This window comes from Micromonospora sp. C95 (assembly GCF_018070465.1).
In the GTDB taxonomy this organism is placed as follows: Bacteria; Actinomycetota; Actinomycetes; order Mycobacteriales; family Micromonosporaceae; genus Micromonospora.
Genome location: NZ_JAGPXT010000023.1, coordinates 44,771 through 69,554 on the forward strand (window position 1 = coordinate 44,771; position 24,784 = coordinate 69,554).

Below are 24,784 nucleotides of genomic sequence, written 5' to 3' on the forward strand. Positions count from 1 at the left end.
CGCAAGTTCATTTTGCGTTAACCGAGTTCGGGTGATTATGGGCGGGTGAGCACCCCTCGCGAACGTCCCGCCAGCCCCGCCGCCACCGACGACACCACCGGCCGCAACGGAGGTCGCCCCCGGGGGACCGACGGCCGGTTCCGCAGCACCCGCCCGACTCTCGACGACGGCCCGGACACCGACCCGGCGGCGGCCTCCGCCGGCCTGGAGGAGGTGTTGGACCCGGTCTCGGAACCGGGGTTGCCGCAGCCCGCCGACGAGCCGCCGTCCGCTCACCCCCTGCCCGAGGACCGGTTCCTCAACCGGGAGCTGTCCTGGCTCGACTTCAACGCCCGGGTGCTCGCCCTGGCCGAGGACCCGCACACCCCACTGCTGGAGCGGGCCAAGTTCCTGGCCATCTTCGCCAGCAACCTCGACGAGTTCTACATGGTGCGGGTGGCCGGGCTGAAGCGCCGGCTCTCCGCCGGGCTACCCGTGCGGGGCGGTGACGGACTGCCGTTGCGTACCCAACTTGCGCTGATCTCCGAGAAGGCCGCCGCGCTGGTGGCCCGGCAGGCCGCCTGCTACGTCGACGACCTGGTGCCCAAGCTCGCCGCCGAGGACATCCGGGTACTGCGCTGGTCCGACCTCGGCGACGCCGAGCGGGAACGGCTACGCACCTACTTCCGGGAAAAGATCTTCCCGGTTCTCACCCCGCTGGCGGTCGACCCGGCCCACCCGTTCCCGTACATCTCGGGCCGATCGCTCAACCTGGCCGTCGCGGTACGCGACCCGGACGGCGGGCCGGAGTTGTTCGCCCGGGTGAAGGTGCCCAACAACGTGCCCCGTTTCGTCCGGGTCGACCGGGACCGGCCCGGGGTCCGGATGCTGCCGGTGGAAGATCTCATCTCGGTGCACCTCGGTCAGCTCTTCTCCGGCATGCAGGTGGTCGAGTGCCACCTGTTCCGAGTCACCCGCAACGCGGAGGTGGAGGTCGACGAGGACCGGGACGAGGATCTGCTCCAGGCGCTGGAGCGGGAGCTGGCCCGCCGCCGCTTCGGCCCGCCGGTACGACTGGAGGTGGCCGCCTCCATCTCCGACCACATGCTGGAACTGCTCGTCCGGGAACTGGACATGGACACCCAGGACGTACTGCGGGTCCGTGGTCTGCTGGATCTCTCCGCGCTGTGGCAGCTGTACGGCGAGGCCGACCGGCCGGACCTGAAGGATCCGCCGTTCGTGCCGGCCACCCACCCCCGGCTCGCCGAGGGCGAGGTGCCGCGCAGTGTCTTCGCCACCCTGCGCGACGGCGACGTGCTCGTGCATCACCCGTACCACTCCTTCGCCACCAGCGTGCAACGGTTCATCGAGCAGGCCGCCGCCGACCCGAACGTGCTGGCCATCAAGCAGACGCTGTACCGCACCAGCGGTGACTCACCGATCGTGGACGCGCTTGTCGACGCCGCCGCCGCCGGCAAGCAGGTCGTGGTGCTCGTCGAGGTGAAGGCCCGCTTCGACGAGGTGGCGAACATCGGCTGGGCCCGCACGCTGGAGCGGGCCGGCTGCCACGTGGTGTACGGCCTGGTCGGTCTGAAGACCCACTGCAAGACCGCCCTGGTGGTACGCCAGGAGGGCAACCAGATCCGCCGCTACTGCCACATCGGCACCGGCAACTACCACCCGAAGACCGCCCGGCTCTACGAGGACTTCGGCATGCTCACCGCCGACCCGGAGATCGGCGCCGACCTGACCGACCTGTTCAACGTGCTCACCGGGTACAGCCGGCAGACCGCGTACCGGCGGCTGCTGGTGGCACCGCAGGGCATCCGCAGCGGCCTGATCGAGCGGATCGAACGGGAGACCAACCATGTCCGGCTGGGCATGCCGGGTCTCGTCCAGTTCAAGGTGAACTCGCTCGTCGACGAGGAGATCACCGACGCGCTGTACCGGGCCTCCCAGGCCGGCGTGCACGTCGACCTGATCATCCGGGGGATGTGCACGCTGCGACCCGGGGTGCCCGGGCTCTCGGAGAACATCCGGGTGCACTCGATCCTCGGTCGCTTCCTGGAGCACTCCCGGGTCTTCCGCTTCGGCAACAACGGCGACGCGGAGTTCTGGATCGGCTCCGCCGACCTGATGCACCGCAACCTGGACCGGCGGGTGGAGGCACTGGTCCAGGTCACCGATCCGGTGGCCCGGGCCGAGCTGGACCACGTGCTCGGTGCCGCGATGAGCCCGGACGTGGACGCGTTCGAGTTGGCCGGCGACGGCACCTGGAGCCGCCGGGCGGGCCGGCCGGAGGCACCGCTGAGCCACCTTCAGCACCTGCTGCTGCGTCGCGTCGGCAGCACGGCCGGTTGAGCGCGCGAGAATAGGCTGGGCAGATGGTCGAGGAGGAACGGAAGTTCGCGGTGGAGGCCGGGTGGCTGCTGCCCGACCTCTCCCCCGCCGTGCCGGCGTCGGGGAGCGTCCGGGCGCTGGCGCCGGTGACCCTCGTCGCCACCTACCACGACACCGTGGACCTGCGGCTGGCCCGGGCGGGTGTCTCGCTGCGGTACCGCGAGGGTGACGAGCTGCCGTGGACGGTGAAGTTGCCGACCGGCAGCCCCGGTGTCCGCCACGAGATCTCCCGCTCCGGCCCGCCCGACGCGATGCCGGCGGAACTGGTCGAGCTGGTCACCGTGTTCCACCGGGGTGCCGCGCTGACCCCGGCGGCGGTGGTGCGCACCGTCCGGCACGCCCACGAGATCGTCGACGAGACCGGCCGGGTGCTGGCCGAGGTGGTCGACGACCAGGTCACCGTGCTGGACGCGGAGGGCAACACCACCGCCGCCTTCCGCGAGGTGGAGGTGGAGCGCAAGGCCGGTGACGGCGCACTGCTCGACCGGCTCACCGAACTGCTGCGCGACGCCGGTGCCCGGGGCGGCGACTTCACCCCCAAGCACGTACGCGCGCTCGGCCGGGCGGCCACCGCCGAACCGGACCTGGTCGCCCCGGACGAACTGCCGGCCGATCCGAGTGCCGCGGCGGTGGTCACCGAGGCGGTACGCCGCGAGGTGGCCCGGCTGTTGGCGCACGACCCGCTGGTCCGGCTGCGCGCACCGGTCGGCGACGACGACACCGCCGTGCACCAGATGCGGGTGGCCTGCCGGCGGTTGCGCAGCGACCTGAAGACGTTCGGCCCGCTGGTCCGTCCCGCGTGGGCCCGGCCGCTGCGTACCGAGTTGAAATGGCTGGCGGACGCCCTGGGGGCGGCCCGGGACGCGGAGGTGCTGCGGGAGCGGTTGCGCCGCACCGCCGCCGCCGACCCGGTCGCTCCGGTGGATCCGGCGGCGGTCGACCGGCTGGACGCCGTACTCGCCGGTTGGCAGGAGGAGGCGCTGACCGGGGTCGACGAGGCGCTGCGCTCGCCCCGGTACCTCGCCCTGGTCGACGCACTGGTGCTGGCGGCCCGGGCACCGCGACTCACGCCCCGGGCGGGCGCACCGGCGCGGCGGGTGCTGCCGGGACTCGTGGCCCGCCCGTGGCGACGGTTGGTTGGCACATCGAAGAAGCCGAGCGGCGTGGCGATGCTGCACCCGGCCGGGCCGGACGAGCAGTGGCACACCGTACGCAAGCAGGGTAAGCAGGCCCGCTCGGCGGTGACGGCGGTCGCGCCGGTGCTCGGCGGGGACGCGGCGAAGCTGGCCCGGGCGCTGGCGAAGGTGCAGAACCTGCTCGGTGAGCACCAGGACGCGGCGGTGGCCGCCGAGACCTGGCGCGCGGTGGCCGAGGCTCGGCCCGACGACCATCAGTTGGCGATGACCGCGGGCCGGCTGCTGGAGCGCGAGCGGGCGACCGTGCGGCGGGCCCGGGCGGACTTCCCGTACGCCTGGCGGCGCGCCAGCCGGCGACGCCGGACCCGGTGGCTGGCGTGACCGCGATCCGGGCGGCCGGCGGGGTGGTGTGGCGGCCGGCGGGGGTCGACCACGTCGAGGTGTGTCTGGTGCACCGGCCCCGGTACGGCGACTGGACCCTGCCCAAGGGCAAGCTGGAGCCGGGCGAGCATCCGCTGCTCGCCGCCGCCCGGGAGGTCGCCGAGGAGGCCGACGCGCAGGCCGCGCCGCAGCTGCGGCTGCCCTCGGTGCGCTACCGCAGCGAGGGCCGGCTCAAGGTGGTCGACTACTGGTCGATGCGGGCGGTGGGCACCGGCGGATTCCAGCCGGACACCGAGGTCGACGAGGTCCGTTGGCTGGCCGTCGACGACGCGATGACCCTGGTGAGCTATCCGCACGACGTGGAGGTGCTGGCCGCGTTCGCGGCCCTGCCGCCGGTCACCGCGGCCCTGGTGCTGGTGCGGCACGGGCACGCCGGTAAACGCCTGGCCTGGCCCGGCCCGGACACTGGGCGACCGCTGGACGCCCGGGGCTGGTCCGAGGCACAGGCGTTGGCACCGCTGATCGGGCTGATCCGGCCGGCGCGGCTGCTATCCGCGTCACCACGCCGGTGCGTGCAGACCCTCGATCCGGCGGCGGCGGCGCTGGACCTGCCGATCGAGGTCTGCGGCGACCTGGACGAGCCGAGCGCCGGCCAGCAGCCCGACGAGTGTGTACTGGCCGCCGCCGCACGCCTGGCCGCGCTGGCCGCCGCCGGGGAACCAGCGGCGGTGTGCAGTCAGGGCAAGGTGATCCCCGGCGCCCTGGAGCGGCTGGCGGGGCGGTGCGGCGACTACACCACCGACAAGGGCGGCGGCTGGCTGCTCGCCTTCACCGGTGACCGCCTCGTCGCCGCCGACCGCCTCTGACCCTCGCGCGGCCGATTCACGGGCGGCGGCGATAGCACAGCCGGTTCAGCTCGACAGGGCACACAGCGGCATCCCTCGCCCTGCGCACCGCCGTGGAAGCGCACCGCGCAGAGCAGGCGGCCCGCCTCAGCGGTCGGGCAGGGTGAGGGTGACGGCGACCGGCAGATGGTCGCTGGCGGTGCCCGGCACCGCGACCGCGTCGGCGGCGGCCAGGTCGGGTGAGACGAAGACGTGGTCGATCTGCTCGCGCGGGTCGTCCGCCGGGCTGGTCGGCAGCGGGCGGGCGGGGGCCAGCGCGTCGACGAGACCGGCGCTGGTGAACGCGGTGAAGGCCGGATCGCCCGGCTCGGTGTTGAGGTCACCGGCGACCACCAGCGGCGCGCCGTCGGCGTACCCGGTGGCGAAGTCCGCCACGGCGCGGGCCTGGACCACCGGATCGGTGCCGGGCGGCGGTTGCAGGTGGGTGCTCACCACGGCCAGGCGTACGCCGGCGCTGAGGTCGACGGTGACGCCGAGCGCCTGTGCCCCGGTGGGCGCGCCGACGGCGGGCAGCGCACGGGTTCGGGCCCGCTGCACCGGCCAGCGGCTGAGCACCGCGTCGCCCCACAACGGGTCGGCGGCCGGCGCGAAGACGTAGGGCATCCCCAGCCGGGCGGCGAGCAGGCCCAGCGTGTCGTGGCCACCGTTGAGCAGCCAACCCCGGTCGACCTCGCTGAGCACCACCACGTCGGCCCGGCCGACCGCCCGGTCCAGTGCGGTGAGGTCGAAGCGGCCGTCAAGGCCGAAGCCCATCCGGATGTTGTACGCCACCAGCCGCACCTGCTCCGGCGGCCCGCTCCGGTTGCTGGCCACCAGCCACGGCCCGTGCAGCCAGGCGGCGGACAGGGCGACGACGCCGGCCAGCACCGCCAGCCGCCACCGGGGGAGCCCCGGCGCGGGTTTCGCCTGCGGTGACCGGTACCGGTCGGGCGCGGCCCCGCCGCGCATCGCGACCATCCCGGTCAGCGCGGCCACCACGGCCGGTACCCACTCGTTGGGGTAGCCGAGATCGTAGGCGGCGTAGTACACCAACGCGGCGACGGCGAAGCCGAGCATCCCGCCCACCGCCGCGTATGCCGGTCCGGCGCCGGTCCGCTGCGGCGACGGTCCACCACCGGCAAGGCCGAGGCAGCCGCCCAGCCCCGCCGCGCTGGCCAGGATGGCGACGGTGAGCAGTGTCGGCGGGCCGTAGCCGAACAGCAGGGCCCCGGCCAGCAGCAGCACCGGCGGCACCGGTCGCCACCGTGGGCGCGACGGCGTCAGCGCGGCGAGCAGGAACAGTGGCGCCGCGGCGCCCAGCGGCGCCAACGCGAACGGCGGCGGCGCGGCGGTGCCCGCCTCGCCGTACCAGTAGGACATGGCGCTTGTCGCGACCGCGGGTGACAGCGCCACCATGCCGCCGAGCAGCAGCGCCGGCCCGACGAGCAGCCAGCCCCGGCGGTTCGACGGCTGGTCGTGGACCGGCCGGGCGGCGGCGCGGCCGAAGGCCGTCTCGGCGGCCAGCAGCGCCGCCACCACCGCCACGCTTGCCACCCACGCCGGCCACCGCTGCCACCACACCAGGTCGTACGTGCCAAGCAGGGCGTGGACCAGCGCGCTCGCGGTCAGCCCCAGCACCAGCCCGGGTAACGGGTACCCGACCCGGGCGGCGGTGGCGGCCAGCCAGACCAGACCAGCGAGCAGACCGGCGCTGGCCAGCCACAGTTGGGCCTGGCCACCCGGCGCGGCGGTAAGGGCGAGTCGGGCGGCACCGAGCACCAGCACCGCCGTGACACCGACGGTGGCGGGGCCGACCCGCGCGACGAGGGCCGGCGCGGCGAGCGCCAGCACGAACCAGCCGACCGCGAACGCGCCGAGCAGCTCGGCCGGGGTGGACGCGGCCTGACCGAAGATGGTGATTACCGACGGCAGGAAGACCCGCAGCACGTCGGTCAGGACGACGAGTCCCAGGGCCAGGGTGGTGGTGCCGAGACGACGCTGACTCAACCCGGTTCTCTTTCCGGCGAGGGGTGGTGCGGCGATTCTGCTGGCCGGGTTCCGGACCGGTCAACGGTTTCCGCCGTGGCGGTGAGCCGTCGGGTGGATGTGCCGAGGGCGCCCACCGTACCGGCGGGCGCCCTCGTCGTACGACCGGCTCAGCGCCGGGTCGCGGCCTTCCTGGCCGGCGCCTTCTTCGCCGGAGCCTTCTTGGCCGTCGCGGTCTTGCGGGCCGCCGTCGCCTTGGTCGCCGCGGCGGTCTTCTTCGCCGGGGCGGCCTTCTTCGTGGCGGCCTTCTTCGCCGGAGCGGCCTTCGCGGTCGTCTTGGTCGCGGTGGTCTTCTTGGCCGCCGCGGTCTTGCTCGCCGTGGTCTTCTTGGCTGCGGTGCTCTTGGCCGCGGTCGTCTTCTTCGCCGCGGTCGCCTTGGCACCGGTGGTCCTGGCGGTGGCTCCGGCGGTCTTCTTCGCCGCCGCCGTGGCCTTCGGCACCTTGCCGCTGGCCACCATCTCCTTGAACCCGGCGCCGGGGCGGAACGTCGGCACCGAGGTCTTCTTGACCTTCACCGCCTCCCCCGTGCGCGGGTTGCGGGCTGTTCGCGCGCCGCGTACCCGCTTCTCGAACGCTCCGAATCCGGTGATCGCCACCTTCTCGCCCTTGGTAACCGCCGCCTGGACCTCAGCGAGGACCGCGTCGAGCGCGGCCGTCGCCATTTTCCGGTCCCCCAGGCGAACGGCGAGCGCCTCGATGAGCTCGGCCTTGTTCACGACTTCCTCCTGATTGTGCAACTGACTCGACGCGAGCCATTCTGCGCGCACGGTATGCCCTGTGCTGGCGGGACACAAACATTCGGCGGAAAAAAGCCCTTGTGTCGTAACGGATTCGCCCCCACCGGTGGCACCGGTGGGGGCGGAATCGGCTGCGGATCGGGGTGTTCGGGCTACGCGACCCGGGGTAGGAAGGCCGGTCGGTCGGCCTCGAAGGCGCTGATCCGGTCCTCGTGCCGGAGGGTGAGTCCAATGTCGTCCAAGCCCTCCATCAGCCGCCACCGGCTGAAGTCGTCGAGCGGGAACGACCAGCTGGCGGTGTCGACCCGCACCTCGCGGGCGGTCAGGTCGACGACCACCGGGGTGGTCGGATTCGCCTCGACCAGACTCCAGATTTCTTCGACGGCTTTCAATTCCAGCTCTACCGGAAGCAGCCCTTCCTTCAGGGCGTTGCCGCGGAAGATGTCACCGAAGCGCGGCGAGATGACCACTCGGAAGCCGTAGTCGCGCAGCGCCCACACGGCGTGCTCCCGCGATGACCCGGTGCCGAACTCGGGACCGGCAACCAGAATCGACGCTCCTGAATATGCTTGATCGTTGAGAACGAATCCCGGGTCTTCCCGCCACGCGCTGAACAGCCCGTCGGCGAAACCGGTACGGGTCACCCGCTTGAGGTACACGGCGGGGATGATCTGGTCAGTGTCCACGTCGGAGCGACGCAGTGGCAGGGCGGTGCCGGTGTGCACGGTGAACTTGTCCATCTGTCGCAGCCCTTCTACAGGTCGGCGGGAGCGGCCAGCCGGCCGACGACGGCGGTGGCAGCGGCCACCGGCGGGCTGACCAGGTGGGTGCGCCCACCGCGGCCCTGGCGGCCCTCGAAGTTCCGGTTGGAGGTCGAGGCGGCGCGCTGCCCCGGGGAGAGCGTGTCCGGGTTCATGCCCAGACACATGGAGCAGCCGGCGAAGCGCCATTCGGCTCCGGCGTCGGTGAAGACCTTGTCCAACCCCTCCGCCTCGGCGGCCTCGCGCACGGCGGCCGAGCCGGGCACCACGAGCATGCGTACCCCGTCGGCCACCCGATTGCCGCGCAGCACGTCGGCGGCGGCCCGGAGATCCTCCAGGCGACCGTTGGTGCACGAACCCACGAAGACCACGTCGACGGCGAGGTCACGCAGCGCGGTGCCGGGGCGCAGGTCCATGTACGCCAGGGCGCGGCGGGCGGCGGCCCGCTCCGGTTCGGTGACGAACTCGTCCGGGTCCGGCACGACCGCACCCAGCGGCGCGCCCTGCCCGGGGTTGGTGCCCCAGGTGACGAACGGGGTGATCTCGGCGGCGTCCAGCGTCACCTCGGAGTCGAAGACCGCCCCCTCGTCCGTGGGCAGGGTCCGCCAGTAGGCGAGCGCCGCCTCCCAGTCGGCGCCGCTGGGGGCGTTCGGCCGCCCCTTCAGGTACGCGAAGGTGGTCTCGTCCGGCGCGATCATGCCGGCCTTGGCGCCCCACTCGATGGACATGTTGGCGATCGTCATCCGACCTTCCATGGACAACGCCCGGATCGCCTCGCCCCGGTACTCGACGATGTGCCCGCGCCCGCCGCCGGTGCCGACCTTGGCGATCAGGGCGAGCACCAGGTCCTTGGCGGTGACACCGGGGCCGAGCCGGCCGTCGACCGTGACCGCCATCGTCTTCGGGCGGGCCTGCGGCAGCGTCTGGGTGGCCAGCACGTGCTCCACCTCACTGGTGCCGATGCCGAACGCCAGGGCTCCGAACGCGCCGTGGGTGGCGGTGTGCGAGTCGCCACAGACGATTGTCATGCCGGGCTGGGTGAGGCCGAGCTGCGGGCCGATGACGTGCACGATGCCCTGGTTGGCGTCGCCGAGCGGATGCAGCCGTACGCCGAACTCGGCGCAGTTGCGTCGCAGCGTCTCGATCTGGGTACGGGAGGTGGGGTCGGCGATGGTGAGCAGGTCGCCGCGACGCTGCTGGAACGACGGATCGGCATACCCGGTCGGGGTGTTGTGATCCTCGGTGGCCAGCGTGAGGTCGGTGCGCCGCACCCGACGGCCAGCCATGCGCAGGCCGTCGAACGCCTGCGGGCTGGTCACCTCGTGCAGCAGGTGCAGGTCGATGAAGAGCAGATCGGGCTCACCATCAGCGGACCGGACGATGTGTGCGTCCCAGACCTTCTCGGCCAGGGTCCTCGGCTCAGGAGTGACTCCCACCATCTGGACATCCTAAATTCTGGGAGGTAAATTTCGGCTTGTGGGACACAGTATGAGCGGTGTCGGCGTTCTCGACAAGGCGGTGGTCATCCTGGCCGCCTGTGTCGACGGCGCCAGCCTTGCCGAACTTGTTGAACGCACGAAGCTGCCCCGAGCCACCGCGCACCGGCTGGCGCAGGCGCTGGAGATTCACCGGATGCTGGTCCGGGACACCCAGGGTCGCTGGCGTCCCGGCCCGCGCCTGGGTGAGTTGGCGAACGCGGCGCCGGATGTGCTGCTGACCGCGGCCGAGCCGCTGCTGGCCGCCCTGCGGGACGCCACCGGCGAGAGCGCCCAGCTCTACCTGCGTCGGGCCGACGAGCGGATCTGTGTGGCCGCCGCCGAGCGGGCCAGCGGGCTGCGCGACACCGTGCCGGTCGGCTCGGTGCTGCCGATGATCGCCGGATCGGCGGCGCAGATCCTGCTCGCCTGGGAGCCGCCGGAGGCGGTGATGCCGCTGCTGCCCCGGTCGAAGTTCACCGGCCGCACCCTCGCCGAGGTCCGCCGCCGCGGCTGGGCGCAGAGCGTCGCCGAACGCGAGGCAGGTGTGGCGAGCGTCTCGGCCCCGATCCGCGACCGCACCGGCCGCGTGATCGCCGCCATCAGCATCTCCGGCCCCATCGAGCGCCTCGGCCGCCGCCCCGGCGAACGCCACGCCATGGCCGTGGTCCGAGCCGGCCAACGCCTCTCCGGCCTCTAACCCCCACCCCACCCCACCCCGCCCCACCCCAGCCGCCCCACCCCAGCCGCTTCACCCCGTTAATCATGAAGTTATTGTCACGCCACGCCGGGCGGCCGGACAACAACTTCATGATCAGCGGGACGGGGTGGGGTGGGGCAGGGCAGGGCAGGGCAGGGCTGAGTGGGGTGGGGGGGGTTGAGAGGAGCCCGTCTCGGCGGGCGAGACGGGCTTCGGTGGTAGCCCCGACCGGATTCGAACCGGCGCTACCGCCTTGAGAGGGCGGCGTCCTGGGCCGCTAGACGACGGGGCCAGGTACTTTCCAGATTCACCAGCCCGGTGGGCGGTGCGGCAGTAGTCTAGCGGCGCCGCCGCCCACTGCCGCACAAGGGTGGCGGGTCGGGGACGCAGCCGATCCGTCACGGGCACCGCCCCACCGAGGCGGGCCTGGAGAAGCGAAACGGCCCGCTCCGCAGCGGCGGAACGAGCCGTATGAACCTGTAGCCCCGACCGGATTCGAACCGGCGCTACCGCCTTGAGAGGGCGGCGTCCTGGGCCGCTAGACGACGGGGCCAGAACATATCGCGGCACCACCCTTTCGGCCGGTGCCGCCGAACTCTACCAGATCTCGCTACCGGAGCCCCTCGCGGTGCCTCGGTGCCGAACTCCACCAGAATCCAGCGACCTCGATTCGTGGCGAATCTCGGCTGCGCTGGGGTACCAGGACTCGAACCTAGACTAACTGAACCAGAATCAGTCGGGCTGCCAATTACCCCATACCCCATTGGCCCCTTGCGGCGCCGGGAACAAACTTTACCCTCCCGGCACCGACAGGCCAAATCGACTTCCCCAAACCACTCCTGAGCTGCCAAAACGGCAGTCAGAACGGCGATCAGGTGGCCGACACCACCGGGTTCGTCAGCTCACCGATCCCCTCGATCCGGACGCTCACCGTATCCCCGTCCGTGAGCGGGCTAACCCCTGCGGGGGTACCGGTCAACACAACGTCACCGGGCAGCAACGTCATCACGTGTGAGACGTACGACACCAGTGCCGGCGCGTCGAAGACCATGTCGCCGGTGCGGCCGAGCTGCCGCACCTCCATCTCCTCCGGGTCGCGACCGACCTCGCAGCGGATCTCCAGGTCGGTGACGTCCAGCCCGGTGGTGATCCACGGCCCGATCGGGCAGAACGAGTCGAACCCCTTGGCCCGGGTCCACTGGCTGTCGGACCGCTGCAGATCCCGGGCGGTGACGTCGTTGGCGCAGGTGTAGCCGAAGATGGCCCGTTCCGCAGCGGCCCGGTCAGCCCGGCGGGCACCCGGTGCGCCGATCACCACCGCCAGCTCGGCCTCGTGCTCGACCTGCTTGCTGAACTCCGGTAGCCGGATCGCATCCCGAGGGCCGATCACCGAGGTGGAGGGCTTCAGGAACAACAGCGGCTCCTTCGGCACCTCGGCACCGTGTTCGGCGGCGTGCTCGGCGTAGTTGCGGCCGACACAGACCACCTTGCTGGGCAGGATCGGCGAGAGCAGCCGGACGTCGGACAACGCCCAGCGGACCCCACTGAACGTGATCTGGCCGAACGGGTGGCCGGAGATCTCGGCGATGGTGAGCCCCTGCGGGCCCGCCTCCGGCTCCCCCTCGACGACGCCGAACGACATTCCCTTGGCATGAGCAAAACGAGCGATACGCACCAGGCCAATGTAGTGCGGCCGGCGTACGGTCGCCGCAGCTTACCCGCGCCGCGCACCACCGGGGCCGGATTCACCGCTTCGTACCCGCCCGGCGCGAGCCCGCACCTAGCGTCGGCTGCGGAGGTTCGTTCGTATGCCTGCATCGACACGACACCACAGGACCCTCGCGGCGATCGTGCACTGCGTCGGTCTGCTGACCGCCCTGCCGGTGCTGCCGACGGCCACCGCCGCGAACGCACCGGCGGCCACCGCTTCGCACGCCCCGGCGGCCGGGCAGCTCCAACCGGCGGCGTCCGCCGCACCCGAGCCGAGCATGCCGGCGGCACCACCGGCGGTGCCCACGCCGACCCGGGTGGTCTCGCCGGCCGCCAGGCCGAAGGTGAGCGTACGGGTCGCGCCGGAGCGGAGCGCCGCGCCCGGGTACCGGATCGAGGTCCGTAACGCCGGCAGCAAGCCGGTGGAGACCACCGTTCGCCAGGAACTGCCCCAGGGCGTCTCGGCGACCACGGTCAGCGACGGAGGTCGGGTGCTACGTCCCGGCGGGTCGGCGGCCACCGAGGTGACCTGGCGGCTGAAGCTGCCGCCGGAGAGCACCACCACGCTGGGCACCACGCTCACCACGACCGCCTCCCGACAGCCGGTGACCGCACCGACGTGCGCCTTCGCCAGCGACGGCCGCCAGCCGTACGACTGCGCGAGCGCCACCTGGACGGCGCCGGGAATGGCGGCGACGCAGTCAGCGGAGCCCACCGGCTGGCGTCGTCAGGGGCCCGCGCTGGTGGCCGCCGGCGCCGCGCTGCTGGTGCTGGGCGTGGTGGGCCTGCTCACCTGGCGACGCCGCCGACGGCCGGTCGCCGCGGCACTGGCCTCGGACGGGCCGGGCACCGTCTATCCACGCCCGGCCGCTCCCCGACCGCCGGCCCGGCGCCGCAAGCCACCGGTCTGGATCGTGGTGCCGGTGGCCGCGATCGTGCTGGCCGGCACGCTGGGCGCCGCCGCGTGGTCGGCCACCCGGCGGGTCACCGCGATCGACACGGACGGCCAGCCGACCAGCGGCGCCTGGAAGGGCACCGGGGTCGCCGGGAGCTTGGGGATGCCGCTGCGCGAGGACGCGTTCGAGTTCACCGTCTACCGGATGACCTGCGAACCGGGCCGGGGCGCGCGGCAGTGTCAGGCGACCGTCGGGGTCCGCAACCTCACTCCGGAGCACCAGAGCTGGCACGGCAAGCTGCAACGGGCGTACCTGGCGAACGGCAACTGGGTCACCACCGACGAGCCGGCCACCCGCCGGGCGAACCAGGGACGCGACGTGTTCGCCGATCCGGTGGCCGCCGGCAGCCGGGTGGTGCTGCCGCTGGTTTTCACGATCAACGGGCGGGAGGCACCACAGCGGCTGGAGCTGCGCAGCGGGGTCTTCTCCGCGGGTGTCCGCGTCGACGTGCCCTGACCGGCGGCCGGACGGCGGTCGTACCCTTGGCTCCGTGACCACCGTCCCCGCCCCGGCCGTGCCCGCCGTCGGTGGTGTCGTCGGCGGGCAGGTGGCCAGCCTGCCGGCAGCCGCCTGGCAGCCCCTGCTGGCGGGGCACGAACGACGCGCCGACTCGCTCACCGCCGGACACCGGGCCCGCCGGGCCACCGGGGCGCGCCACGCCATCGACGATTTCCTGTACGACTACTACGGCACCCGGCCGTCCGTGCTACGACGTTGGCACCCGGGCGTCGGTGTCCGCCTGGAAGCCGGTCCGGACGGTCCGGCGCCGCAGCACCGGTGGCGCTGGTACGCGACGGACGACGACGGCGCGGTACGCCTCGACGTCGACGCCTTCCTGACCGACCGGGGCGACTCGGTGCGCTTCATCCACCGGCTGCTGACCGCGATCGCGTCCCGCCCGGCCTTCACCGGCTGCTTCGGGCTGCACGAGTGGGCGATGGTGTACCGCCAGCGTGAGCACCGGCACCCGCTGCCCCTGCGACTCGGCCAGCGGGGCACCGACGCGGTGGTCGAGTCGCACCAGATCCGGTGCACACACTTCGACGCGTACCGGTTCTTCACCCCCGACGCGGTCGAGCTGAACCACCTCCGACCGACCCGAGCCGGTCAGGTGGACCTCGACCAGCCCGGCTGCCTGCACGCCTCGATGGACTGCCACAAGTGGGCCACCAAGCTGGGCCCCGCCGTCCCCGGTGAGCTGGCGCTCGACTGCTTCGAGCTGGCCGGCGAGATCCGGCTGCTCGACATGCGGGCATCGCCGTACGACTTCTCCTCCTACGGTCAACCACCGGTGGCGATCGAGACGCCGGAGGGCAAGGCCGAGTACGTCGCACGGCAGCGCGAGTTCGCGCGGCGGGCCGGCCGGCTGCGGGCCCGGCTGATCGAGATCTGTTCGGCGCTGTTGGACCAGGCCGGAGCGGCGGCCCGGGCCGAGGCGTGATTTAGGGCCAAGCGAGGTACGACCGGCTACTCGCCGTCCACCCGACGGTCGCGCTTGCGCTGCCCGCGACGCTTCTTCTCAGCCAGCCGTCGCTCCTTGGCCGCCCGTGACGGGCGGGTCGGACGACGCGGTGGCGGTGGCGGGGCGACCGCCTCGCGCAGCATCGACACCAGGCGTTCCCGCGCCGCTTCACGGTTGGCCAACTGGGCCCGGTGCTCGCTGGCGGCGATCGTCAACACGCCGTCGACCAGCCGTCCGGCGAGCCGGTCCAGCGCCCGGGTACGCAGCGACTCGGGGATGCTCGGTGAGCCGGCCAGGTCGAAGCTCAGCTCGACCCGGGAGTCGGCGGTGTTGACGCCCTGCCCGCCCGGTCCGGAGGACCGGGAGAACCGCTCCCGCAGTTCACCGGCGGGAACCACCCACCGGTCGGTCACCCGCAGTCCGTCGTCCACGCCCTGAGGCTAGCGCGGGGCCCGCAGCGCCTCCGCGCCAACGCCCGCGAGCGCATCTTCGGCTGCGCGATCCGGTTGTCAGCGGTCGGGTCGCTCGTCGGTGGTGCTGCTCGGCGTCGGCGGTGCCGGTTCGTCACTGCCACCGGTGGCGGCGTACGCGACCGCGCCGATCAGGAGCAGGGCGATGACGCCGATCTTCGTGGTGACGACTTTGATCATCATCCAGGCTGCGCGACGTGCTCCGGGCACGGTCTTCTTGGCCGCCTGGTAGTCGTTCCAGCCCCGCCGGGCGCGCGCGTACGACGACCCCACGCCACTTCCGATGATGAGGCCCACCAGCAGGAGGGCCGCGATGAGAGGACGCTCCACCCACGCCAGTATTCATACCGAGCGTAATATTTCCATTCTCCGATCATCGGTCGCCGGAATCCGACAGTTGCCCCAATCTCTCGGTAATCGGACAGTAACTCTCGGTAATCAGCCGCCCTTTCCGATGATCGTGTCGGCGGTCTGCTGCACCTGCTCGATCGGGATGGCGAACCCGATGCCGATGGAACCGTTTCCGTCGATCGTCGCGATCGCGGTGTTCACCCCGACCACCTCGCCCCGGGCGTTGACCAGGGGTCCACCCGAGTTGCCGGGGTTGATCGAGGCATCGGTCTGCACCGCCCGGTGCCGGTTGTCGCCGAGGCGCACCTGCCGGTCCAGCGCGCTGACGATGCCAGCGGTGACCGTGCCGGGCAGCCCCAGTGGCGACCCGACGGCCAGCACCGGTTCGCCCACCCTGGTCGCACCCGGCTTGGCCAACGGCAGCGACGCCAGGTTCGCCGACGACGGCACCCTGAGCACCGCCAGATCACTGTCCGGTTCCCGGCCGACCACCTCCGCCGCGTACCGCCGGCCGTCCGGCAGTTCGACGGTCACCGGCCCACCACGGCCCTTGGCGATGATGTGATCGTTGGTGATGATGTGCTGTTCGGAGTCGACCGCGAAACCGGAACCGCTCGCCGAGCCACCCGCCGCCCCACCCACCAGCACCGACACCACACCGGGCACGGTCTTCTCCGCGGCGGTCACCAGCTCGGCCGGCACCGGGGCGGCGGACGCGGCAGCCGGCCCCGGGAGGCCGTCACGACCGGCCACCCAGCCACCGGCGAGCGCTCCCGACCCGGCGGAGATGGCCACCATCGCCAGCCCGGCCAGCAGCCGGCGGCGCCAGCCGCCCAGCAACCGCTCCCGCGCCCCTGACGCCGGGTCCGTCCCGCCCCGCCCGTCCGGGTCGAGATCGGGTGAGACGAACCAGGGTCCGCGCGGCTCGCCCAGTCCGGTCTGCACTGCCATACGTACGCTCCTCACGTGTGTGGCCTCGGCTGCGGCCGCCGTCCGCGGATCGGGCGGTCGGAACTCAGGGCAGGCGGGAGAACCAGCGCATCGAACCGGCCGCCGCGCCCATCGCGAAGACCAGTCCGAGCCCGATGAACCGGGCGGAGACGTCCTGCCGCACCGTGCGCCAACCCACCGAGCTGCCGATGTCGTCGTAGACGGCCCGCAGTTCGGCGCTCGTACCGGCCTCGTGGAAAGCGCCCCCGGTCTGCTCGGCCACGGCGCGCAGCGTCTCCCCGTCCACCGGTACCTGGATCGGTCGCCCGCCCCGGTCGACGAAGCCGCCCGGGGTACCGAACGAGATGCTGTGCACCGGCACGTCGAGGGCCACCGCCTCAGCAGCGGCCTCGACCGGATCCATGCCCGAGGTGTTCGCCCCGTCGGAGAGCAGGATGATCCGGGCCGGTGGCGGCTCGGTCGTGGCCCTGTCGTCGAGCGCCTTCACCGCGCCCAGCGAGGTGCTGATCGCCTCGCCGATCGCGGTGCCCTGCACCCCCGTCGTGCCCTCGGCCAGCCGCTCGATCCCGTCGTGCAGCGCCTCCCGATCGGTGCCCGGTGGCACCAGTACCGCCGCGCTGCCGGCGAACGCGACAAGTCCCACGTTGAACTCGCCGGGCAGGCCGTCGGCGAAGCGCCGAGCGGCGCTCTTGGCCGCACTGAGCCGATCCGGCTCGACGTCACCGGCGAGCATCGAGGTGGAGACGTCCACCGCCACCATGACCGTGGCGCGTTCCCGGGGCACCCGGACCTCGGCGGTGGGTCGGGCGAAGCCGACCACGAGCAGGGCCAGCATCGCCAGGAAGAGGCCGGCCGGCAGGTGCCGACGCCAGGTCGGACGCCGGGGCGCCACCCGGCCGAGCAGCCGCAGGTTGGTGAAGCGGACCGCGTACCGGCTGCGACGCCGCTGTGCCACCAGGTACGCCGCCGCCAGTGCGAGCACGCCGAGCAACAGCCAGAGCCGGACGGGTGACTGCCAGATCACGCCGCACCTCCCCGGCGCGACGCAGGCGCGGCGGCCAGCCGGCGTTGCGCGTGCACGTGCCGGACGATGTCGACGGTCCAGTCCCGGTCGGTACGTAGCGCCAGCTGGGTCGCACCGGCCCGGCGCAGCGCTTCCCGGACCTGCTCACGTTGGCCGGCAGCCGCCGCGGCGTAGCGCTCACGCAGGTGCCGGTCGCCGGTCCACACCTCGCGGCTTTCACCGGTCTCCGGGTCGACCAGGGTGATCAGACCGACGTCCGGCAGCTCCAGCTCGCGGGGGTCGGTCACCTCGACCGCGAGCACCTGGTGGCGCGCCGTGAGCTGGCGCAGCGCACGTTCCCAGTGGGCCGGGCACCGTGGATCGTCGGGCAGGCCGTCGAGGAAGTCGGAGACCACCACCACCAGACCACGCCGGTGGGCGACCCGGCGCACCTCGGCCAGCGCGTCGGCCAGCCCGGCGACGGGCTGGGCCTGCGGCACGACGTCCGGGTCGTCGCCGGCCCGGGGCGCGGCCAGCAACGCACGCAGCAGCCCGAGCAGGTGGGTACGCCCGCACCGGGCCGGCACCCGGTGCAGCCCGTACGGCGTGAGCACCTGTGCGCCGAGGCGGTTGCCCGGCCCGGCGGTGAGGAAGCCGATGGTGGCGACCGCGGCGACGGCGAGTTCCCGCTTGTCCAGCTCGGCGGTGCCGTACTCCATGCTGGGGCTGGCGTCGACGAGCAGCCAGGTGGTCAGTTCCCGGTCGGCGTCCACCTCCCGCACGTGCGGCACCGCGGTGCGGGCCGTCACCGACCAGTCCATCCGGCGCACCTCGTCCTCACCCGGCCGGTACTCGCGGCTGCCCGCCGGTTCGCTGCCGGGACCGGGCAGCAGGCCGTGCCGCTCGCCGTGCAGCAGGCCGTCGAGACGTCGGGTCACCGTGAGTTCCAGCCGCCGCAACCGCTGGCCGGGGGTGAGGTCGGTGAGCACCGGGTCCGCCGCCACCGGCGGCCCGGGGTTCCGGCGGCCCATCAGGCGACTGCCAGGTCCGTCGCGGGTGCCGGCCGGGCGGTGGCCACCCGGGGCGGCGGTACCGCCTCGACCAGCCGGTGGACCACCCAATCGGCGCTCACCCCGTCGGCGACCGCGTCGAAGGAGAGCACCAGCCGGTGGGCCAGTACGTCTGCCGCGAGTTCCCGGACGTCGTCGGGCAGCACGTAGCCGCGCCCCCGGAGCAGCGCCTGGGCGCGCGCGGCCGAGACCAGGCCGAGGGTGGCGCGTGGGCTGGCACCGTAGGCGAGCAGCCCGGCCATCTCCGGCAACCCGAACCGTCCCGGATCACGGGTGGCGAGGATGAGCCGGACCACGTACTCGGCGATGGCGTGATGGACGAACACCTGCCTGGCCCGACGCTGGAACTCGCGCAGCCGCTCCGGGTCGAGCACCCGGTGCGCCCGGGGGCGTTCGGCGCTCATCCGGTAGAGGATGGCCAGCTCGTCGGCGACGTCCGGGTAGTCGACGACGATCTTCATGAGGAAGCGGTCCCGCTGCGCCTCCGGCAGCTGGTAGACCCCTTCCGACTCGATGGGGTTCTGGGTGGCCAGCACCAGGAACGGCTCCGGTACCGGGTGGCTGCGCCCGCCGATCGACACCTGACGCTCGGCCATCGCCTCCAGCAGCGCCGACTGCACCTTGGCCGGTGCGCGGTTGATCTCGTCAGCCAGCACCAGGTTCGCCATCACCGGCCCCAGCTCGACGTCGAAGCTCTCCTTCGAGGCGCGGTAGATCCGGGTGCCGACGATGTCGGAGGGTACGAGGTCTGGGGTGAACTGGATGCGGGAGAAGCTGCCGCCGACCACCGTCGCGAGGGTCTGCGCGGCGAGGGTCTTGGCCACTCCCGGTACGCCCTCCAGCAGGCAGTGCCCGTCGGCGAGCAGTGCGACCAGGAGGCGTTCGACGAGCCGATCCTGCCCGACGATCACGCGTTTGACCTCGAAGAGCGTCTGGTCCAACTCCGCCGCGGTCGCGTCCGGATCGGCCGGGCTGGGCAGGCTGGCCATGGTGTCCGAGATGTCCGTCACGGTGCTTGCTTCCCGAGCCGACCGGCGGACAAACGTCGGAATTTCACGCCCTCGGCCGCCCAGACCACGCGATCGGCGCCCTTACCGGACAGCGGTGGAGCGGGGAGCCGTGTCACCGGCCTCCGTCGTGACGACGGAGGCCGGTGGCAGGGGATGGATCAGCGGTGCACGAGAAGGTAGAACGGCAGGTCGGCCGGGGTGCCGGCGGAGTCGCGGGTCTGGATGAAGACCGCGTTCGGGGTGAGCAGTCGCCGCGCGACCGAGATCTCACCGGCAGGCGGGACGCAGCACGAGTCCGGCCGGCCGATCGTCGCCACGTAGATGCCGTAGGTGACGTTGCTGCCGAACTGCACCTCGTACTCGCCGACGCCGTACTTGATGACGACGCCGTCACCACGGGCCTTGGTGCCGTTGGCGTTCACCGCCGTGGCGTAGAAGCCGGCGACGGCCTGGGTGCTCACCCCGTCACCCTTGGCGAGGGCGGCCTTCGCGCTGTTCAGCGAGGCGGTGGTGACGGCCGGCTGCTGGGCGCTGCGGGCAGCGGGCTGGGCGGACTCGGCGGTCGGCTTCGCCGCGGCGATTCCGCCGCCGGCCAGGGCCAGCGCCAGGGCCGCGATCGCCACCGCGGCCGTCTTGCGTCGGAATAATCTGGTCATGACGGGTCTCCCTTTTCCAGGCGTGGAGATGCGGCCGACCCGCGGCACACGGGACGGTTGTTGCCTTTTTCGAGTCGGGCGGCAATGAGCGCTCACCGCCTGCACACCCCGTCCGGGGGCACACCCGCAGACGTGTCCCGCTCGCCGACTTCATGCGCTCTGAGCTGGGGATTCATCATCAGAACGCGGCCTCCCGAGCAGCTGAAACGTAGCACCGAAAAATGCCAGGGGTCAATAGTGCCGATACTGTCGGCGAGTTGTCGGATCAACGCCGACAATCGCGAAAAGTGAAGCCGCAAACAATTCGCGAAAGCGATTCCGGAAGCCGCTTCCCGATCTTTTCCCACTACCGGTCGACGCGCTCGGGCAGGTCGTCGCATCCCGGTGCGATCACACCGGGCGGGGTTCACGGGCGGAGTTCAGTAGCCTGCGTGCGTGGAGATGACCATCGGTCGCCGGACATGGCGGCCCTCGGGTGTCGGCGTGCTCTGCTGGCTGGCCGTCGCGCCGAGTGTCGGCTGGGTGCTGGTGCGGTCGATAGGTCTGGACCGGGGGCCGCTGGTGCAGGCGTTGGCCTTCACGCCGTACGTGACGATCGGAAGCCTGGTCCCGCTGGTCCTCGCGCTCGCCCTGCGCCGCCGGGCCCCGGCGGTCGTCGCGGCCCTGACCACCCTCGCCCTGGTCGTGCTGGTGGCGCCCCGCGCCCTGCCCGCGCCGCAGCCGAAAGCCGCCGGGCCGACCCTGCGGGTGCTGACCGCCAACCTGCTCGCCGGTGCCGCCGACCCGGCGACGGTGGTGGAACTGGTTCGCGCCCGGCAGGTCGACCTGCTGCTCGTGCAGGAGTTCACGCCGGCGGTCGAGGCCGAGCTGAACCGGCTCGGCCTCGACAGTTTGCTGGTGCACCGGCAGCTCAACCCGGTCGTCGGCACCCCCGGCTCCGGGCTGTACGCCCGCCACCCGCTCAGCGACGGCGGCATCCGCCAGCTGCGCGGCGCCTGGGGCTTCACCCAGGCGTACGCGACCGTCGGGGTGCCCGGCGCACCCCCGGTCCGCGTCGAGTCGGCGCACCCGGCGGCCCCGTACGCGGTCGACCAGGTGGAGTCCTGGCGTGCCGACCTGGCGGCCCAGCCGGCGGCCACCCCCGACGGACCGTTGAGCATCCTCGCCGGGGACTTCAACGCCACCCTCGACCACGGTCCGCTGCGCACCCTGCTCGACACCGGCTACGTCGACGCCGCCGCCTCGGTCGGCGCCGGACTCACCGGCACCTGGGGACCGTACGACGGCGACCTCATCCCGCCCGTGGTGATCGACCACGTGCTGGTGGACCGCCGCATCGCCGTACGGGACGTGACGGTCCACCCGCTACCCGGCAGCGACCACCGCATGGTCCTCGCCGAGCTGCGGCTCCCCGCCGCCGGGAACCGGTAGGCCACGGGCTAGACCCGGGCGCGGTCCAGGCCGTAGGTGAGCGCGTCGACCAGGGCGTGCCAGCTCGCCTCGACCACGTTGGGGTGTACGCCGACGGTGGTCCAGCCACCGCCCCGCCCGTCGGCCGTCTCGACGAGTACCCGGGTCACCGCGCCGGTGCCGTGGCTGCCCTCCAGGATCCGCACCTTGTAGTCGGCCAGCTCGAAGTCCCGCAACTCCGGGTAGTGCCGGCCGAGACCGACCCGCAGCGCCTCGTCCAACGCGTTCACCGGACCGTTGCCCTCGGCCGTGGCGATCACCCGTTCCCCGCGTACCCGGATCTTGACGGTCGCCTCGGAGACGACCGAGCCGTCCTCGCGGTGCTCGACCAGCACCCGGTACGACTCCAGCGCGAACGGCCGCACCGGCGCGGCGTCCGGCAACTCGGAGCGGACCAGCAGCTCGAACGAGGCGTCGGCGGCCTCGAACGACCACCCGCCGGCCTCCAGTTCCTTGACCCGGTTGGTGACCCGGGACAGCGTCTCCGGATGGCCGGCCAGATCCAACCCCAGCTCGCGGCTCTTCAGCTCGATGCTGGCCCGGCCGGCCATCTCGGTGACCAGGATCCGCATGTCGTTGCCGACCACCTCGGGCTCCACGTGGTTGTAGAGCAGCGGATCCACCTTGATCGCGCTCGCGTGCAACCCCGCCTTGTGGGCGAAGGCTGCGGCCCCGGCGTACGCCTGGTGGGTGTCGGGGGCGATGTTGGCGATCTCGGCGATGGCGTGGGAGACCCGCACCATCTGCTCCAGGCAGCCCTCCGGTAGGACCGGCAGCCCGAGCTTGAGTTGGAGGTTCGCGACGACCGCGAAGATGTCGGCGTTGCCCGGCCGCTCGCCGTACCCGTTGGCGGTGCCCTGCACGTGCCGGACCCCGGCCTCCACGGCGGCGATGGTGTTGGCCACCGCGCAGGCGGTGTCGTTCTGGGCGTGCATGCCGAGCAGCTCCGGCGCGACACCGATCCGGTCGGTGAGGTCGACGATGGCGGCGGTCACCTGGGACGGCAGCATCCCGCCGTTGGTGTCGCAGAGCACGAACCGCTCGGCGCCCGCCGCGAGGGCGGTCTCCACCACCGACGCGGTGTACACCGGATCGTGCCGGTAACCGTCGAAGGTGTGCTCACCGTCGACGAAGACCCGACGCCCCTCGGCGACCAGGTGGGCCACCGTGTCGTGGATCATCGCCAGGTTCTCCTTGGCGGTGGTGCGCAACGCCCGCTCGACGTGCCGCAGGTCGGCCTTGGCGACCAGGGCGACCGCCGGGGTCTGCGCGTCGAGCAGGCCACGCACCTGCGGATCGTCGGCGGCCACCGTGCCGGCCCGGCGGGTGGCGCCGAACGCGACGAGCACCGCGTGCCTGAGGTCGAGTTCGGTACGCGCCCGGCGGAAGAACTCGGTGTCCTTCGGCACCGCGCCCGGCCAGCCGCCCTCGATGAACCCGACACCGAACTCGTCGAGCAGCCGCGCCACGGCGAGCTTGTCGACCACCGAGTAGCTGAGCCCCTCCCGCTGGGCGCCGTCGCGCAGCGTGGTGTCGTAGACCTGGAACGTCATGGTGATCCCTTCGTCAGGCACCGGCCGGCGCAACAAAAAGACCCCCCGCGGCTGCGGGAGGTCTGCGCGCTCGGCGAGGGGAAGGCCGGCGCGCTAGTTGCCAATAATGCGGGCGGTGCTGGTCACGACCGGTACTCTGCCACCTCCGGGGCGGTTCTGGGAGACACAATCCACATCTCGGGACAGCCGGTGACCCATGTGCCGGATGGTTTTCCTGGTGTAGGCCGCCGGTTCAGGGGTAGGAGCTTTCGGGACAACGAAACACGTTCCTCCGAGACGGCCCAACCACGGGCCGGGGCAGGAGAATCCCATGGACAGGCTCGACCCGAACACCACGAGCACCACGCCGGACCCGGAGCTGCGCGCCGTCGACCAGAGCGTCGTCGCGGGCGGTCCGCCCGCCGGCGCCTTCGACCCCTGGAGCTACCGGGACGAGGCCGGGGTGGCCGGCGCGGACCTGGTCGGCTACAAGGTGGAGGCCAGCGACGGCTCGATCGGCAAGATCGACAGTGACAGCACCGAGGTCAACGCCAGCTACCTGGTGGTGGACACCGGGCCGTGGATCTTCGGCAAGAAGGTCATGCTTCCGGCCGGGACCGTGAACCACGTCGACCACGAGGAGCAGAAGGTCTTCGTCGACCGCACCAAGGACCAGATCAAGGCCGCCCCGGAGTACGACGACACGGCCACCGACCCGGCCTACCGGGACAAGCTCGGCGGCTACTACAACGACACGTACAGCGCCATGCCGCCCGGTGGCCCGCTCCGGTAGGGCACCTGACAACGTGACGGCCGGTGGGACGCTGTTCCACCGGCCGTTACCGTGTCCGGATGGACGCCATTGAGCAGACTCGCAGAATCCCCTTCACCAGGATGTTCAACTTCCGGGACGTGGGCGGCTACCGCGGCCTGGACGGGCGTGCCGTCCGCACCGGACGGCTCTACCGCTCCGACTCGCTGCACGGGATGGACGAGGCCGACCGGGAGGCGTTCGCCGCGCTCGGCGTCCGGACCGTGGTCGACCTGCGCCGCCCGCAGGAGGTCGAGCGATACGGCCGGGTCCCCGACTTCGACGGCCTCACCTACCGGCACATCCACCCGGAGCATGCGCACTGGGAGGAGCAGCCCTACCAGCCCGACACCGATCTGGCCCGCTACCTCGCCGACCGGTACGCCGATCTGGCCCGCACCGGCACCGCCGGTCTCGCCGAGGCGATCGGCCTCATCGCCGACAGCGCGAACGCGCCGGTTGTGGTGCACTGCGTCGCGGGCAAGGATCGCACCGGCATCGTCTGCGGCCTGACTCTCGCGGTGCTCGGCGTCGAGGACGCCGAGATCGCGGCGGACTACGCACTGAGCACCGAGGCGTCGCAGCGCTTCGCCGCCTGGGTGGCCACCGCCCATCCCGAGGTGCCCGAGCTGCCCGTGCCGTACCTGTCCTCACCGGCCGAGACGATGCTGCTCTTCCTGGCCGAGATCCGGCAGGGGCACGGCTCGGTCGACGACTACCTGCGGCATGCCGGGGTCACCGACGACCAGCTCGCCGCCCTGCGTGACCACCTGCTCACCTGAGCGAGCCATCGGCACGCGGTGGGCGGTGCAGGGGGCCCCGTCGCCGCCACA

At 72.4% G+C, this 24,784-nt stretch carries 22 protein-coding genes and 3 tRNA genes; 9 read left to right on the forward strand and 16 right to left on the reverse strand.

Going from position 1 to position 24,784, the window contains the following annotated elements:
- Positions 1 to 45: 45 nt before the first annotated feature.
- The 3 genes from KBX00_RS22520 to KBX00_RS22530 are packed head-to-tail and all read left to right on the forward strand — an operon-like array spanning position 46 to position 4,762.
- Positions 46 to 2,340, forward strand: a complete 2,295-nt coding sequence (locus tag KBX00_RS22520) for an RNA degradosome polyphosphate kinase (RefSeq protein ID WP_210830052.1) — start codon at positions 46 to 48, stop codon at positions 2,338 to 2,340.
- 23 nt (positions 2,341 to 2,363) lie between these two features.
- Complete coding sequence (locus tag KBX00_RS22525; protein WP_210830053.1) at positions 2,364 to 3,896, forward strand: CYTH and CHAD domain-containing protein; 1,533 nt, start codon at positions 2,364 to 2,366, stop codon at positions 3,894 to 3,896.
- Positions 3,884 to 4,762, forward strand: a complete 879-nt coding sequence (locus KBX00_RS22530; RefSeq protein ID WP_210830054.1) for an NUDIX hydrolase — start codon at positions 3,884 to 3,886, stop codon at positions 4,760 to 4,762. Before KBX00_RS22525 ends, KBX00_RS22530 begins: the two co-directional genes overlap by 13 nt.
- A gap of 126 nt (positions 4,763 to 4,888) precedes the next feature.
- On the opposite strand, the gene KBX00_RS22535 is transcribed toward KBX00_RS22530, so the two are convergent.
- From KBX00_RS22535 to leuC, 4 genes are all read right to left on the reverse strand, one after another.
- Positions 4,889 to 6,787: an endonuclease/exonuclease/phosphatase family protein gene (locus KBX00_RS22535; protein WP_210830055.1), complete on the reverse strand. Its 1,899-nt coding sequence runs from the start codon at positions 6,785 to 6,787 to the stop codon at positions 4,889 to 4,891.
- Positions 6,788 to 6,936: 149 nt separating this feature from the next.
- Positions 6,937 to 7,542 carry an HU family DNA-binding protein gene (locus KBX00_RS22540; protein ID WP_210830056.1) on the reverse strand — a complete coding sequence of 202 codons (606 nt, stop codon included), beginning with the start codon at positions 7,540 to 7,542 and terminating at the stop codon, positions 6,937 to 6,939.
- A gap of 173 nt (positions 7,543 to 7,715) precedes the next feature.
- Positions 7,716 to 8,303 carry a 3-isopropylmalate dehydratase small subunit gene (leuD, locus tag KBX00_RS22545; protein ID WP_210830057.1) on the reverse strand — a complete coding sequence of 196 codons (588 nt, stop codon included), beginning with the start codon at positions 8,301 to 8,303 and terminating at the stop codon, positions 7,716 to 7,718.
- A 14-nt stretch (positions 8,304 to 8,317) separates the two neighbouring features.
- Entirely contained in the window at positions 8,318 to 9,763 is a 1,446-nt protein-coding gene (gene leuC / locus KBX00_RS22550) for a 3-isopropylmalate dehydratase large subunit (RefSeq protein WP_210830058.1), read from the reverse strand.
- A 49-nt stretch (positions 9,764 to 9,812) separates the two neighbouring features.
- Between leuC and KBX00_RS22555 the strand changes: the two genes are divergently transcribed.
- A complete protein-coding gene (locus KBX00_RS22555) occupies positions 9,813 to 10,499 on the forward strand; it encodes an IclR family transcriptional regulator (RefSeq protein ID WP_092373513.1) in 687 nt (228 codons plus the stop codon).
- A 216-nt stretch (positions 10,500 to 10,715) separates the two neighbouring features.
- On the opposite strand, the gene KBX00_RS22560 is transcribed toward KBX00_RS22555, so the two are convergent.
- From KBX00_RS22560 to KBX00_RS22575, 4 genes are all read right to left on the reverse strand, one after another.
- Positions 10,716 to 10,791 (reverse strand) — tRNA-Glu (locus tag KBX00_RS22560).
- A gap of 188 nt (positions 10,792 to 10,979) precedes the next feature.
- Positions 10,980 to 11,052 (reverse strand) — tRNA-Glu (locus KBX00_RS22565).
- A gap of 138 nt (positions 11,053 to 11,190) precedes the next feature.
- A tRNA-Gln gene (locus tag KBX00_RS22570) sits at positions 11,191 to 11,262 on the reverse strand.
- Positions 11,263 to 11,370: 108 nt separating this feature from the next.
- The gene (locus KBX00_RS22575; RefSeq protein WP_210830059.1) at positions 11,371 to 12,174 is read right to left on the reverse strand and encodes a fumarylacetoacetate hydrolase family protein; all 804 of its coding nucleotides are present in this window, start codon (positions 12,172 to 12,174) and stop codon (positions 11,371 to 11,373) included.
- A gap of 133 nt (positions 12,175 to 12,307) precedes the next feature.
- Here KBX00_RS22575 and KBX00_RS22580 point away from each other — a divergent pair, with 133 nt between their 5' ends.
- Both KBX00_RS22580 and KBX00_RS22585 read left to right on the forward strand, forming a co-directional pair.
- Positions 12,308 to 13,621 (forward strand): hypothetical protein, encoded by a 1,314-nt coding sequence (locus tag KBX00_RS22580; protein WP_210830060.1) that lies wholly within the window; start codon positions 12,308 to 12,310, stop codon positions 13,619 to 13,621.
- A gap of 58 nt (positions 13,622 to 13,679) precedes the next feature.
- On the forward strand, positions 13,680 to 14,606 hold the full coding sequence (locus tag KBX00_RS22585; protein WP_374225348.1) for a 3-methyladenine DNA glycosylase: 927 nt from the start codon (positions 13,680 to 13,682) through the stop codon (positions 14,604 to 14,606).
- A gap of 26 nt (positions 14,607 to 14,632) precedes the next feature.
- On the opposite strand, the gene arfB is transcribed toward KBX00_RS22585, so the two are convergent.
- From arfB to KBX00_RS22620, 7 genes are all read right to left on the reverse strand, one after another.
- On the reverse strand, positions 14,633 to 15,058 hold the full coding sequence (gene arfB / locus KBX00_RS22590) for an alternative ribosome rescue aminoacyl-tRNA hydrolase ArfB (RefSeq protein WP_210830061.1): 426 nt from the start codon (positions 15,056 to 15,058) through the stop codon (positions 14,633 to 14,635).
- Positions 15,059 to 15,136: 78 nt separating this feature from the next.
- Positions 15,137 to 15,427, reverse strand: coding sequence for a hypothetical protein (locus KBX00_RS22595; protein ID WP_210830062.1), 291 nt, complete (start codon positions 15,425 to 15,427; stop codon positions 15,137 to 15,139).
- A gap of 108 nt (positions 15,428 to 15,535) precedes the next feature.
- Entirely contained in the window at positions 15,536 to 16,399 is an 864-nt protein-coding gene (locus KBX00_RS22600) for a S1C family serine protease (RefSeq protein ID WP_210830063.1), read from the reverse strand.
- 64 nt (positions 16,400 to 16,463) lie between these two features.
- Complete coding sequence (locus KBX00_RS22605) at positions 16,464 to 17,423, reverse strand: VWA domain-containing protein (RefSeq protein ID WP_210830064.1); 960 nt, start codon at positions 17,421 to 17,423, stop codon at positions 16,464 to 16,466.
- The gene (locus KBX00_RS22610) at positions 17,420 to 18,406 is read right to left on the reverse strand and encodes a DUF58 domain-containing protein (RefSeq protein WP_307869052.1); all 987 of its coding nucleotides are present in this window, start codon (positions 18,404 to 18,406) and stop codon (positions 17,420 to 17,422) included. Before KBX00_RS22610 ends, KBX00_RS22605 begins: the two co-directional genes overlap by 4 nt.
- Before the next feature lie 26 nt (positions 18,407 to 18,432).
- Positions 18,433 to 19,482 carry a MoxR family ATPase gene (locus KBX00_RS22615; protein ID WP_210830066.1) on the reverse strand — a complete coding sequence of 350 codons (1,050 nt, stop codon included), beginning with the start codon at positions 19,480 to 19,482 and terminating at the stop codon, positions 18,433 to 18,435.
- 158 nt (positions 19,483 to 19,640) lie between these two features.
- Entirely contained in the window at positions 19,641 to 20,138 is a 498-nt protein-coding gene (locus KBX00_RS22620; protein WP_210830067.1) for a hypothetical protein, read from the reverse strand.
- A 441-nt stretch (positions 20,139 to 20,579) separates the two neighbouring features.
- On the opposite strand from KBX00_RS22620, the gene KBX00_RS22625 reads away from it, so the two are divergent.
- Positions 20,580 to 21,569, forward strand: coding sequence for an endonuclease/exonuclease/phosphatase family protein (locus KBX00_RS22625; protein ID WP_210830086.1), 990 nt, complete (start codon positions 20,580 to 20,582; stop codon positions 21,567 to 21,569).
- Between the two features lie 8 nt (positions 21,570 to 21,577).
- Here the strand turns inward: KBX00_RS22625 and cimA are convergent, their stop codons facing one another.
- Positions 21,578 to 23,161, reverse strand: a complete 1,584-nt coding sequence (gene cimA / locus KBX00_RS22630) for a citramalate synthase (protein ID WP_210830068.1) — start codon at positions 23,159 to 23,161, stop codon at positions 21,578 to 21,580.
- A gap of 310 nt (positions 23,162 to 23,471) precedes the next feature.
- Between cimA and KBX00_RS22635 the strand changes: the two genes are divergently transcribed.
- On the forward strand, positions 23,472 to 23,933 hold the full coding sequence (locus KBX00_RS22635; RefSeq protein ID WP_210830069.1) for a PRC-barrel domain-containing protein: 462 nt from the start codon (positions 23,472 to 23,474) through the stop codon (positions 23,931 to 23,933).
- A 59-nt stretch (positions 23,934 to 23,992) separates the two neighbouring features.
- Positions 23,993 to 24,733, forward strand: a complete 741-nt coding sequence (locus KBX00_RS22640; protein ID WP_210830070.1) for a tyrosine-protein phosphatase — start codon at positions 23,993 to 23,995, stop codon at positions 24,731 to 24,733.
- Positions 24,734 to 24,784: the final 51 nt, after the last annotated feature.